Genomic DNA, 12,993 nt, shown 5'->3' with positions numbered 1-12,993 from the left:
GTTGTCTTTCGACGGTGGACTAAATAACTCTCAAATCATAGCCAGCGGCTAAAAGTCCTAAAATTATTAAACCGACTACAATTCGGTAATAGCCAAAAACTTTAAAACCATATTTTTGTAGATAACTAATAAAAAACTTGATAGCGGCCATCGCTATAATGAAAGCCACGATATTTCCGATGGCCAATAATTGTAATTCGTTGGTCGAAAACGTTAGCGTACCTGCTTTAAATGCTTTCAAAAGTTTATAACCCGAAGCTGCAAACATCGTTGGAACTGCCAAGAAAAATGAAAATTCTGCCGACTCTTTGCGTGAAAGTCCTTGAAACATACCTCCGATAATGGTTGCCGCCGAACGAGAAACCCCTGGAATCATGGCAATACACTGAAAAAGACCAATTTTTACTGCATCAACATAAGTAATATCTTCTTTGGTTGCTTTCTTTTCAAAATATTTGTCAATAAAAACCAAGATAATTCCTCCCAGAACCAACATAATTGCTACAACGGCTACGCTTTCGAGTAATTGGTCAATCAAATCGTTCAGTACAAAACCGATTACGGCTGCTGGAATAAAAGCTGCCAATAGTTTTTTGTAAAATTCAAAAGATTGAAAGAAACGTTTCCAATATAAAACCACAACCGAGAGAATCGCACCGAATTGAATGTTTACTTCAAAAACTTTCGTAAAATCAAGTTCGCTTATACCCATCAATGATGAGCCAATAATCATGTGACCTGTTGAGCTGATTGGCAAATATTCGGTGATGCCTTCGATGATAGCAAGGATAATTGCTTCAATAAAATTCATGGATGATTAAAAATTAAAGAGGGTAAATAAATACGAAAACTGATAGTAAATAGTCCATTGTTGTTAGTCGATAGACCATAGCAATGTAACTTTTTGACTATCAGTTTTTTATGAAATGTATTTTCAATGAGATTTTACTTTTTCTTGAAGATAGTATAAAACTGAAAAATAAAACCAATAAAGGCGATAGCTGGCCCGAGGGTTATTCCTAAAAATCCGAAACCGAACTCTTCTTTGTCGAGAGTCATGATAAAGAAACCTGCAAAAATAAGTACGATACCCACAATCATCAAGGTATAATTACTTTTGCCAAACGGAAGAGCTTCTTGATTTCCTGTTTGTTCGGTTGGGGTGTTGTTTGTTGTATTTTTCATTGTATAAATTTGTCTGTGTTAATCTTTTCAAGTGATTGATAAAAATTGTAAATATTTTAATTACTATCGACTGTTGACTAATCAATATAAATCCTCTAAATCAGTTCGCAAATAGCGATACATAGATTGAAATGTACTCAAAACTCCAATTAAAATGCCTAATAGAATTACAAAACCGCAGAGAATTGAGAGTTTGGTGAAGTTTTGTAGAATACCTAAGTTTTCAATTTCACGAATCGCAATTTGTTCAACTATTATCAACAATGCAGATGCCATAACACCCGAAATAAAACCTTGCAAAATTCCTCTGCTGATGAATGGTTTTTGAATAAACCAGTCAGTTGCACCAACCAATTGCATACTTCTGATAATGAATCGTTGCGAATATAGTGCCAGTCTGATGGTGTTATTGATGAGTAAAACAATGGCTATCAACAATAAAACTACAATTGAAGCAATGATTAAATAGGCTTTATTGGCATTTTTGTTAATACTATCAACAAAGTCTTTGGCATAATCGGCTTCAAAAATGCCTGGAACACTCTCTAAATCAGCTTTAATTTTTGCCAGCTCCTCTTCCTTAAAGTATTCTTCTTTTAATTTTAAGCTGAAGGCATCTCGATAAGGATTTTCGCCCAAAATCGAACGAAAGTCTTCGTTTGTTTCTTTCAAAACCTTCTCGGCAGTGCTTTCTTTAGAGATAAATTTTATTTGAGGAACATTATCTGAATAAGCAACATAATTTTTCTGTGCAATCAGATTTCTAACTGAGTCTTTTTGAATTTGTGTAAGCGATTTATCTAAATATACCTGAACTTCAATATTTTGCTTGATGTACAACACCAATTGCTTGGAAGTTAGGGCTATCCATCCACTAAATGCTACCAAAAATAATGCCGCTGTGAGGCTTAGAATTATGAGCATACTCGGATAACTACCTAATTTTCTGTTTTTTTTCTGCATATTTATTGACTCAATGATAAATCCTCTGCAAAGATAAAGGATGTTGTATAAAATACGCAGAATTTAATGATTTTTAACAGAAGAATAGCAAATTTAGACTGCTTCGCTTTTCCAACGAGCAATTCTTTCGGGCATATTTTGCTCTATGATATTTTTGACAACATCAGTTATTTCCTCAACCGTAGCATCGGGCGAAAAATATATAGGCTCTTTAAATTTAACCTTTAATTCGGTATTACGTTTTTTGTAGCTAAGCCCCGACTTATTGAAGGCTCGACGGAAACCGTCAATTACAACTGGTACCACAATCGGATTATTATCTTTAATGATGTGGGCGGTTCCTTTGCGAATGGGAGCGTAAGGACTGGTTGTTCCTTGCGGAAAACTTACAACCCAACCGAATTTTAAGCCTTTTGCCACATTATCACCTGCTGAAGTATCAAGCGTTCGTTTTACATTTTCGCCTTTGGCTCTCCATGAGCGTTCGACCAAGATAGCACCCGCCAAACTAAAAATCTTCGGAATTAACCCTTCTTTCATGGTTTCGCTGGCTGCAACATAGAAAGTTCTTGCACGAGGAGCAAATAGAGCTATCGGCAAAACTTGATTACGAAAACCCCATTTGACAGAGCAAAATATATGGTAAAATGATATTACGTCGGCAAAATAAGTTTGATGGTTTGAAATAAAATAGACGTTATGATTAGGTAGTTTTTCTAAATATTCAGCCCCTTCAACCTTTAGTTGGTTCGCAACTGCCAAACGCCAATAAGTTGGAATACCCGCAATTAAAATAATTATTCGTTTGAGTATCAGCCAATTACCAAAGGGGTCACGTTCAAAAATGCCAAATAAATCTATGTATGACACATATCTAAAAAAAGGATTTGGGTCATTGTTGGGAATAGGGAGAAAATTTTTAATAATTTTAATCATTCTCAAAACTAATTACTATTTTTATAAGGTTTAGGTGTTTTATAATTGAAAGATAATAAATATATGGCATTATTCAAAAATCATCAACGAAAAAGATTTAGGAATGGCTCATTTTAAAAAGAAAAGCGTTGGTTTTCTAAACAAAAACCAACGCTTTTAATATTTTTAGATACAGAATGATTAGTTACGCTTACTAATTTCGTCACGTATTTTTGCTGCTTTTTCGTATTCTTCTTCTGCTAATGCCTGCGAAAGCATTTTGTTAAGTTCTTCCAAACTTAGGTCTTTCAAGGCATCTTTTTGCGATTTTTGCGGACGAGTAGTTGCTGGCTCAACCAATTCTTCGGTTTCGTCGGCTTGTTCTGCTTCGTGAGTTGTGATACCCGCATCGCTTAGAATTTGCTCAGTGGTATAAATCGGCACCTGAAAACGCAATCCAATCGCAATTGCATCCGATGGACGAGCGTCAACCGTTTTCTGACGTATGCCATCAGTACAAACAATTTTTGCAAAGAAAATACCTTCTCTGAGGTCAGAGATAATAATTTCTTCAACCGTAAAATCGAATGCACGAGCAAAAGATTTGAATAAATCGTGTGTCATTGGTCGATTTGGTGTAATGTGTTCCATCTCAATCGCAATTGCTTGAGCTTCAAACATACCAATAATAATCGGCAAACGACGGCTTCCACCTTCTTCCGATAAAACCAATGCAAATGAGCCAGTCTGAGATTGACTTGGCGATAGTCCTAATATTTCGAGTTTTATTTTTTCCACGGTGCAAATATAAATAAAACTTGGGTTTTATTCCTTCTAAAAATTTGTGTTTTTCGTTTTATGTCTTGTAAAACAATTAGCCCAGACTTAGTTTAATAAACCAAATCTGGGCTAATTAGTTTCAAGAAAATATTTTCTTAGAGATTATTTACTTGCCAAAACCGCTTTTGTTAATTTTGGTAAAACCTCAAACACATCGCCAACGATACCGTAGTCGGCAGCTTTGAAGAATGGTGCTTCTGGGTCTTTGTTAATCACAACCAGTACTTTTGAAGAGTTTACACCCGCCAGGTGCTGAATTGCACCTGAGATTCCGCAAGCAATGTAAAGATTTGGAGAAACTTTTACACCAGTTTGTCCAACGTGTTCGTGGTGAGGTCTCCAATCTAAATCAGAAACTGGCTTCGAGCAAGCAGTTGCCGCACCCAAGGCGTCAGCCAAGTCGAGTAATGGCTGCCAATGTTCTGGTCCTTTCATTCCACGACCACCCGAAACAACTAAGTCTGCTTCTGGTAATGAAATAGTACCAGTTGCTTTGATAGTTTCGGTTACTTTTGCTGCAAAAAGATTATCGGCTAATATAGGTGAAATACTTTCTACCGATGCACTATCGCTGCTCTCAACTGGAGCAACTACGTTTTTCTTGATTGCCAAGATTTTTACGTCTCCATTTACATTTACATCAGCAAAAGCTTTTCCAGTGAAAATACTTACTTTTACTTGGAATCCATTGCTAAGATTTGGTAATTCAGTCACATTACCAACAACAGCTGCTTTTAATGCACCAGCCGCACGAGCTGTTACGGCATCTGCAAACGAAGATTTTGCTGCAACCACAACTTTTGCACCTGTATTCTTTACAGTTTCAGCCAATACACTTGCATAGGCCATGCTATTTGGATTAGCTAATTTTGCATCAGCTGCATGTAAAACTTTGGTAGCTCCATAGTTTCCTGCTTTTGCTAATTCTGCTGCATCTGCACTACCAATTGCGAGTGCTGTTGCAGTTGTGCCCATCATTTCGGCTACTTTTGAGCCATAGTAAATGGCTTCAAGTGATGATTTTTTGATTGCACCATCGGCAATCTCTGTGAATATGAGTATCATTTTGAGTTCTGAGTTTTGAATTGAGAGTTCTGAGTTTGGATTTAAGAGTGTTTGGCTATGAGTTTAAAATTAATTAGCAACTCATAACTCAGCACTCAGAATTCAGAACTCATAGCACTTTCGCTTCTGTTTTTAATAATTCAATTAGTTTTTCGGCTTCTTCGGCAGGAATCATCTTGCAGGCACCTTTTGGAGCTGGTAAGCTGTATTTTTCGGTGCTTGTAAGTGCCGCACCAGCCGCTGGAATAACCTTCAATGGTTTCGTACGAGCCGTCATGATTCCACGCATATTTGGAATTTTCCATTCGGCAATTGGCTCTTGACAACCCAAAACAAGTGGGAGAGAAGCTGTTAGTTTTTCTTTTCCACCTTCAATTTCACGAGTCATGCTTGCTTCATTTCCGTTTACATCGAGTTGCATTACTGGCGAGAATGACGGAATTCCGAGCATTTCACCAACAATTCCGTGAACAACACCTGAATTATAATCACTTGTTTCACGACCCATCAAAATCAAGTCATAATTTCCTTCTTTAGCAACCGCTGCAATTTGCTCAGCAACAAAGAATGAATCTGTTGGTTCTACATCAACTCTGATGGCATCATCTGCACCGATAGCCAATGCCTTTCTGATTTGTGGTTCGGCATCAGCACCGCCTACATTCAATACAGTAATTGTGGCTCCCGATTGCTCTTTTAATTCTACTGCACGAGCCAGGGCGTAATCATCATAAGGGCCGATGATGTAAGTTACGCCAGCTTTGTTTAGTTTTGTATCTCCGTCGGTGAAGGAGATTTTTGAAGTTGTATCGGGTACACTCGAAATACAAACTAATATTTTCATAATTTTAGGCTCCCAACCCCTAAAGGGAGATTTTATTTATTGTATGCTTTTAGGGGTTAGCTCAAAAGCATATTTTAAGAAATTGTCTGATAATCAATGCACTTAGAAAGATAGTATTATTTATTGAAATAAGTAAATAATAGTATGCGTGCATAACATTATGCAAATCTAAATTAAAGATATATTCAATGCAAGAAGAACGCTTAAAAATTTTATTTCAGTATTTAGAAGAAGAACCAAATGAACCTTTTAATATTTACGCCATTGCGATGGAGTATATGAATAAGGACATTCAGAAGGCAAAGTATTATCTCGAAAGATTATTGAACGAACACCCTGACTATGTGCCAACCTATTATCATGCGGCGGCCGTCTATGTTGAGTTGGAAGATTATACAAAAGCTGAGCAAACTTACCAAGTTGGTATAGAAAAAGCTCATCAACAGCAATCAATGAAAGCTTATGATGAGCTTAAACGGGCTTACCGAATGTTTCTTGATGAAATGGAATAAATGAGTCGATGGTTCACTGTCCACAGTCGATAGTAAAAAGTTTTATTGACTATCGTCTATGTCCATCGGCTACTTAGTAATACAACTCGTTGGCTTCTTCGGTTTTGTTTTTACCAAATAATGCTCTGAAAGTGTTTGTCATGTGAAGCATATCCAAAACTTTGCTCTTGGCTTGCTTCATGATATATGTATAGTTATTGTTTTTGATTTGTTCTTCCAAATGATTCAAAACCAAAGCCATACAATCTTGATTTTCGGTGAAGTTATCGACTATATACATCATGAATTTGTTTTCCACTTCAGATTCTGCAAAGTAAAATACAATGTGTAGGTCTTCATCTACTAAGAAAGTTGTAGTTTTGTTGGTATCAAATGATTTAAACATTTCACCGTGGTCAACTAAGCAGTCAATTATTGCTACATCATCACTAACTATACGTAAGGTTGGCTGGATATTCATAACTCTTATATTTTTAATTTTTCCGAATAATATTTTGTTCTTGTATCAAACATAACGAAAAAATCTTAAAAATGTTCAATAAAATGTAATAATTTCTTGGAATAGTATAATTATGAAAATTTAGAAAATAGAAAATTTGGTTTTATTTTTGAGTATTTATACTTAAAAAGTACTTAATTATCGAAAATCAAATTTAGATTTCACTTGTTTTTAGGAAAAAAATATCAATTTTCGTAAAAACGCCTAAAACGACACTTCATTTTTTCTTGAAAAAAAATTAAAATGACTTACAAAACTTCTAAAATTTTTACTTCATCAGACAAAAAAAATCGTTCGGCATCAGTCCTTATGATTTATACAGGAGGTACATTGGGAATGGTTTATGATACAAAATCAAAATCACTCGTGCCTTTTGATTTCGACCAAATTTTAATAAATGTTCCAGAACTAAAAAGACTCGAATTTGAGTTGACGATTCTTACTTTACCAAAACCGATTGACTCATCAAACATCAAACCCGAAACTTGGATTGAGCTGGCGGCGATTGTGAGAGATAATTTTGAACAATTTGACGCTTTCGTGATTTTGCACGGAACAGATACGATGGCTTATACAGCTTCGGCATTGAGTTTTCTATTAGAAAATTTATCGAAACCTGTTATTCTGACTGGAGCTCAATTGCCAATCGGTATTGCCCGCACAGATGCTCGTGAAAATTTAATTACGGCTTTAGAAATTGCCTCAGCCGAAATAAATGGACGACCAGTTGTGCCAGAAGTGGCGGTTTATTTTAATTCTTATTTATTGCGTGGAAATAGGGCAAAGAAAAAAGAAAGCAGTCAGTTTAATGCTTTTCGCTCGGAGAATTATCCTGCTTTGGCCGAAGTGGGCGTAACGATTGATTTCAATTTTCCGTTTATTATGCCATTTCGCCCTGACCTACCATTGGTTGTGCATGAAAAACTCGAAGAACAAGTGATGATTTTGAAACTTTTCCCAGGAATAAATCAAGCAATGGTACATAATTTATTGAGTACAGAAGGTTTGCGAGGAGTTGTTTTAGAAACGTATGGTGCGGGAAATGCCCCATCGGACGAATGGTTTTTGGAGGAATTGCATCAGGCTACCAAGCGAGGAATTGTGATTGTGAATGTTTCGCAGTGTGACGGTGGCCGAGTGCTACAAGGTCATTATCAGACCAGTAGTAAACTAAAATCTATTGGAATCATTAGTGGTTCGGATATTACGACCGAGGCGGCAATTACGAAATTGATGTTTTTGTTAGGCCAAGAAACTGAGCCTGAACGAGTAAAATATAGAATGGAACAAAGTATTTGTGGTGAAATGAGCTGAGGTTGGTTACTGGTTGATTTGTTATTGGGAAACTGGTTATTGGGGAATTTTGGGGTCGACCACTTATTAATTATTGATTTAGTTTATCGTAGGAGTTACGCAAAATAAATACAATATCTACGAAATATAAGTCAAGGCTAAAGCCTATGTTCTTTTTATGTTTAAACCCCAGACTCAAGTCTGGGGTTAGGAAATTAAATACTCTAATTAGCCATGACCTTCTTTCAAAAATTTTGCGTAACTCCTATATCATTGCAAATCTATAATTTTGTCGGCTTCTCGAATTCCGCTTAGATATGCTCCGTGAGCAGTTGAAAAGTAATCAATTTCAGTGTGTTCGCCCGCAAAAAAAACTTTATTGTCAATTTCCTCAGCCAAATCATCGAAATGTTGCATTTCTGTGCCAACTGCTGTGTATGAGTATGCACCGAAAGAATTTTCGTTTGATTGCCACTTGGTTCGTAGCATATTGGTTGGATTTGGAATCTTATTGCCGTAAATATCTTTTAGGTGCGACATTATTTCGTCAATCACTTGAGCATCAGTCATCGTTTCGGTTTGTCGAGCATAGTTTGCGTAGGCGAAAGTCATTAAAGCATTTGCTGCAGGATTTACTTTTTTTAGATTGACAAAATAATTGAATTTGTCTTTAGCTTCGGGTGTGTAGGAAATATACTGAACGTCATCCCAAAATGCTGTATTCCAAGTTAGCAGGAATTTATTTACACAATTCATTCCTACTTTCTGAATGGCTGTTTGTTTAGACAAGGGAATAGCTGGTAAAAATTGAATGGTGTTGGCTTTCAAAACACCAAGCGGCACTGTTACTATCACATAGTCAGCTTCGCTGATTGTTTCATTATGGATGATTTTTACCTTTGCGTTGCTATAATCAATTTTTGATACCCTTTGATTAAGCAAAATATTTAAGTCTTTTGCCAAAAATTGAGCTATCGTATCATATCCATTGGTCGCAATTTGCTCTACGCCAGCATATTCTTCGCCTTCATTGTAAAGAAGGGAAGAAAGTTTATCTAAATCTCCAGTATCAAAAGTAATATAAGTGGAAAGAAGAAATTTCCAAAGACGGTCTTTGGCTTTTGTTGGATATAAACTATTGAAAACTGTTTCAAAACTTTGCGTTGCACTACCTTTTTTGTTTAGGGAATTTAGAATTGTATAAAGTTCATCTTCGGCAGTATCATAAATTGTCGGGGTTCTCAGAACTCCTCCAATATCATAAGACTTTCTACTTTCATCATCGGTAAATGCACTGGTCATTCTTGCTTGCTTTGCCAAAGTTGTAATTGGATTTCCATCAATGCCGTGAATCCAGCTCGCACCTTCATCAAAAGCAATGCCTAAACTTCGGTTAGTTCTTAATCGACCACCAACTTTATCTTGCGATTCCAGTATTGTTACTTTAAATCCTTTTTCATGAAGTTTTTTCGCAGCCGAAAGTCCAGAAATTCCTGCTCCAACAATAATCACTGTTTTGTCAGTAGGAATAATAGTATCATTCTGACACGAACTGTTTAAAATTGTAGGAACGGTTAATAGTATAGGTATTCCAGATAAACTATTTTTTATGAATTTTCGTCTTTGCATTTCTTGAATCTGGACTTATTACAATTTTTGACATCATGATTTATTTTGCCTTTTTGAAGGAGTCAAATGCTTCTATCATCGGCAAAATAGACTTGCTGCATAGTATAGCTTAATTATTTTTTCTAAAAAAAGTCGAAACTAAAAATATAAGGCCAATGAATATTAATGCTATGCCACCCAACAAACAAATAGTACTTAATGGGTGTTCAATTTTACCTGACCAAGCGACGTTATTAAGAAAGTATCCAAAAATAATTGCTCCGATTGAGAATAATATCGTATTCTTTTTTGTCACCTTTAATTTAATTGTAAAAAGTGTTAAATGATTGAATCTATTTCTTAACTCTAATCAAGCCCTCTTGCACAACCGATGCTACTAACTTACCATCTTCTGTAAAGAAATTACCTCTCGTAAAACCTCTTGAATTTGAGGCACTTGGGCTATCGAGTGCATAAAGAAGCCATTGGTCAATTCTGAAATCTTCGTGAAACCACATGGCGTGGTCGAGGCTTGCCAAAAATAAGTCATTGAGCGAAACGGTATCCAAGTGGGGGAGGGTGGCTGTGCCTAAAAGGTTATAATCAGAAGCATAAGCCAAAATGATTTGGTGTAAACGCAAGTCATTGGGTAAATCTCCGTTGGCTTTTATCCAAACGTGTCGAAAAGGCTGTTGCTTCTGCGGTTTAAGCGGATTTATTCGCTCAACTGGACGAAATTCCAGTGGGCGTGGGTGCGAAAAATTCTTATAAAAATCAGGTGCTTTGTCTTTAAATGCTTCGATTAACACCAAATCAGAAACCAATGTGTCAGGTGGAGGTACATTAGGCATCGTAATTTGGTGATTAATACCTTCTTGCGAGCTTTGATAAGAACTTATCATACTAAAAATAGCTTTCCCGTTTTGAATAGCATTTACCCGACGAGTTGTGAAACTTCCACCATCACGAATGCGGTCAACTTCATACAGAATCGGCATAGAAATATCGCCTGTTAGAATGAAATAGCCGTGCATCGAATGCAAAACTCGGTCTTCTGGTACGGTTTGGTAAGCTGCATAAAGCGATTGTGCAAGCACTTGACCACCAAAAACACGTTTCCACGGTGCTTGATAGTTTTCTCCTCTAAATATATTTTGTTCTATTTTTTCAAGACTCAATAATTGTACTAATTCTTCGGCTGTTTTCATTGAAAATCTAAACCTATAAGGTTAATATTTTTGTAATAATTGATACTGTTCTTCAATAGCAGAACGAAATTCTTGCTTCAAATTGTCTATCAAGTTTTGAGTACTTTGTACATCATGTATGGAAGTAACTCCTTGTCCTGCCGACCAAATGGTTTTCCACGCTTTGGCTTCTGCTTGGGCAGCATCTAATTCTTTTCCGAAATCTATTTTTCCTGCTTTGCTCCAAAGTTCGGGCGTAAGTCCTGCGGATTCGAGGCTTGGTTTCAAGAAATTGGCATTTACTCCCGAAACAGCTGCCGTATAAACAATGTCAGCGGTTTCGCTTTCAATAATCATCTCTTGGTAAGCTGCGTCGGCTTTACTTTCAGTGGTATTGATGAAGCGTGTACCCATGTAAGCTAAATCAGCTCCTATTTGCAGAGCCGAAGCAATATCTCTACCTGTGCTGATACATCCTGAAAGCAAAATTGTTTTATTGAAAAAACTGCGGATTTCGTTCACAAATGCCATAGGGTGAAGAGTTCCTGCGTGTCCGCCTGCACCTGCACAAACTAATATTAGTCCGTCAACACCTGCTTCGGCAGCTTTTTCAGCGTGGCGTCGGTTGATTACATCATGAAAAACAAGTCCACCGTAACTATGCACTGCATCAACAATATCAGATACCGCACCGAGAGATGTAATTACGACCGGAACTTTGTGTTTCACAATCATTTCTACATCAGCATAAAGACGTGGATTTGAGCGATGAACAATTAAATTTACACCATAAGGAGCAGCTGGTTTTCCGTTTGGCTGAGTAAAACCAGTAAGTTTATTTTCAATTTCAATGAGCCATTTTTCAAAACCTTCGGTAGAGCGTTGATTGAGTGCTGGAAAAGTGCCAACCACGCCGTTTTTACAACATTCTACTACTAAATCAGGCCCAGAAATCAGAAACATCGGTGCGGCTACCGCTGGCAAAGACAGCGAATCTGAAAATTTTTGCGGTATCATTTTTATTTGGTTTTTGTTGTTGAATATGCTCGTAAAGGTAGAAGATTTTTATACAAAAGTCTTTGTGCCAGCATAATTTTCTCTAAATTCTTTGGGAGTTATTTCGTGTTTTTTCTTGAAAACCCTGTTAAAATAAGAAAGATTATTGTATCCGCATTTAGAAGAAATCTCAGAAATTGTGAATGTTGTTTCTATCAGAAGGCGAGTTGCATGACCCAAACGAATATCATTTAGACTATCGACAAAGGTTTTTCCTGTACATTTTTTGATAAAACGACTAAAACTTACTTCCGCCATATTGACTATTTTGGCTATGTCTTCGAGTGTTATTTCTTTATTATAATTGGCTTTCATATATTCAAAAGCCTTTTCAAGTCGTCGGCTTTTAAATTCCTTGATGCCGATTGAAAAGGTATTACTTGTGAGCGTACGCATATTTGGCGACACCGACAAATCGTTCAGAATTGAAATAAGTTCGATTACTGAATTAAAACCATTTTTATTGGAAAGTTCAGTCAATCGGGGTTTTATTTGAGTAATTGTTTCTTGCGAAAATGCAATTCCCATATTCGCTTTTTCAAGCATCGTACGAATTGCACTTAGCTGATTACGTTGCAGCAGTTTATCGTTAAATAAATCACGGTGAAACTGAACAGTGATTTCACGAACTTCATTTTCTGGCGACTCATATCCAGCCCAATTATGCGGTAAGTTTGGGCCAACCAATACTAATTCTAAATCATCAATTTGTTCATTGCTATCGCCCACGATGCGTTTTGCACCTTTTGCATTTTCGATAAAATTTAGCTCAAAATCTTCATGAAAGTGGGGTTGAGATATAAATCCTTTTTTGTAGTGGTCAACAACCATAAAGCAGTCTTGTGGAGTGAGTAGAGTGATTTCATGATGAAAGGTACTCATAGGTTTATAATAATAGGTTAAAATAGTTGTACTCAAGAATAGGTAGTAAAAATAGTTTTTATATTTATGAAATGATAATTAATCTTCAAAAAATTATAATTAAATGCTTTTTTTAATGAGGTTAGTGAGTTCTGAATTAACTGT

At 36.4% G+C, this 12,993-nt stretch carries 14 protein-coding genes; 2 read left to right on the top strand and 12 right to left on the bottom strand.

Annotated elements, in window-relative coordinates:
- Nucleotides 1-19 precede the first annotated feature (19 nt).
- The 7 genes from IEX65_RS07290 to IEX65_RS07260 form a co-directional block, all read right to left on the bottom strand.
- Nucleotides 20-811 carry an undecaprenyl-diphosphate phosphatase gene (locus IEX65_RS07290; RefSeq protein ID WP_188765363.1) on the bottom strand — a complete coding sequence of 264 codons (792 nt, stop codon included), beginning with the start codon at nucleotides 809-811 and terminating at the stop codon, nucleotides 20-22.
- Nucleotides 812-945: 134 nt separating this feature from the next.
- A complete protein-coding gene (locus tag IEX65_RS07285) occupies nucleotides 946-1,185 on the bottom strand; it encodes a DUF3098 domain-containing protein (RefSeq protein WP_188765362.1) in 240 nt (79 codons plus the stop codon).
- A gap of 81 nt (nucleotides 1,186-1,266) precedes the next feature.
- Complete coding sequence (locus IEX65_RS07280; protein WP_188765361.1) at nucleotides 1,267-2,148, bottom strand: cell division protein FtsX; 882 nt, start codon at nucleotides 2,146-2,148, stop codon at nucleotides 1,267-1,269.
- Between the two features lie 93 nt (nucleotides 2,149-2,241).
- Nucleotides 2,242-3,084, bottom strand: a complete 843-nt coding sequence (locus IEX65_RS07275) for a lysophospholipid acyltransferase family protein (RefSeq protein ID WP_188765360.1) — start codon at nucleotides 3,082-3,084, stop codon at nucleotides 2,242-2,244.
- A gap of 180 nt (nucleotides 3,085-3,264) precedes the next feature.
- Complete coding sequence (locus tag IEX65_RS07270; RefSeq protein WP_188765359.1) at nucleotides 3,265-3,861, bottom strand: bifunctional nuclease family protein; 597 nt, start codon at nucleotides 3,859-3,861, stop codon at nucleotides 3,265-3,267.
- 144 nt (nucleotides 3,862-4,005) lie between these two features.
- Complete coding sequence (locus tag IEX65_RS07265) at nucleotides 4,006-4,968, bottom strand: electron transfer flavoprotein subunit alpha/FixB family protein (protein ID WP_188765358.1); 963 nt, start codon at nucleotides 4,966-4,968, stop codon at nucleotides 4,006-4,008.
- 109 nt (nucleotides 4,969-5,077) lie between these two features.
- Nucleotides 5,078-5,812, bottom strand: a complete 735-nt coding sequence (locus IEX65_RS07260; RefSeq protein WP_188765357.1) for an electron transfer flavoprotein subunit beta/FixA family protein — start codon at nucleotides 5,810-5,812, stop codon at nucleotides 5,078-5,080.
- Nucleotides 5,813-6,000: 188 nt separating this feature from the next.
- Between IEX65_RS07260 and IEX65_RS07255 the strand changes: the two genes are divergently transcribed.
- Complete coding sequence (locus IEX65_RS07255; RefSeq protein WP_188765356.1) at nucleotides 6,001-6,324, top strand: tetratricopeptide repeat protein; 324 nt, start codon at nucleotides 6,001-6,003, stop codon at nucleotides 6,322-6,324.
- Between the two features lie 73 nt (nucleotides 6,325-6,397).
- On the opposite strand, the gene IEX65_RS07250 is transcribed toward IEX65_RS07255, so the two are convergent.
- Entirely contained in the window at nucleotides 6,398-6,784 is a 387-nt protein-coding gene (locus IEX65_RS07250; RefSeq protein WP_188765355.1) for a hypothetical protein, read from the bottom strand.
- A gap of 282 nt (nucleotides 6,785-7,066) precedes the next feature.
- Here IEX65_RS07250 and IEX65_RS07245 point away from each other — a divergent pair, with 282 nt between their 5' ends.
- Nucleotides 7,067-8,137 carry an asparaginase gene (locus IEX65_RS07245; RefSeq protein WP_188765354.1) on the top strand — a complete coding sequence of 357 codons (1,071 nt, stop codon included), beginning with the start codon at nucleotides 7,067-7,069 and terminating at the stop codon, nucleotides 8,135-8,137.
- Between the two features lie 249 nt (nucleotides 8,138-8,386).
- On the opposite strand, the gene IEX65_RS07240 is transcribed toward IEX65_RS07245, so the two are convergent.
- The 4 genes from IEX65_RS07240 to IEX65_RS07225 all read right to left on the bottom strand — a co-directional run bounded on the left by IEX65_RS07240 (nucleotide 8,387) and on the right by IEX65_RS07225 (nucleotide 12,849).
- Complete coding sequence (locus tag IEX65_RS07240; RefSeq protein WP_188765353.1) at nucleotides 8,387-9,745, bottom strand: flavin monoamine oxidase family protein; 1,359 nt, start codon at nucleotides 9,743-9,745, stop codon at nucleotides 8,387-8,389.
- 332 nt (nucleotides 9,746-10,077) lie between these two features.
- Complete coding sequence (gene tesB / locus IEX65_RS07235; RefSeq protein WP_188765352.1) at nucleotides 10,078-10,932, bottom strand: acyl-CoA thioesterase II; 855 nt, start codon at nucleotides 10,930-10,932, stop codon at nucleotides 10,078-10,080.
- Between the two features lie 21 nt (nucleotides 10,933-10,953).
- Nucleotides 10,954-11,928, bottom strand: coding sequence for an NAD(P)H-dependent flavin oxidoreductase (locus IEX65_RS07230; RefSeq protein WP_188765351.1), 975 nt, complete (start codon nucleotides 11,926-11,928; stop codon nucleotides 10,954-10,956).
- A 48-nt stretch (nucleotides 11,929-11,976) separates the two neighbouring features.
- Nucleotides 11,977-12,849 carry an AraC family transcriptional regulator gene (locus tag IEX65_RS07225; RefSeq protein WP_188765350.1) on the bottom strand — a complete coding sequence of 291 codons (873 nt, stop codon included), beginning with the start codon at nucleotides 12,847-12,849 and terminating at the stop codon, nucleotides 11,977-11,979.
- Nucleotides 12,850-12,993 lie beyond the last annotated feature (144 nt).

The sequence above is a fragment of the Emticicia aquatilis genome, assembly GCF_014644295.1.
Lineage (GTDB): Bacteria > Bacteroidota > Bacteroidia > Cytophagales > Spirosomataceae > Emticicia > Emticicia aquatilis.
The sequence above is the reverse complement of the archived record's forward strand: the minus strand, read 5'-3'. Positions and strand labels throughout refer to the sequence as shown.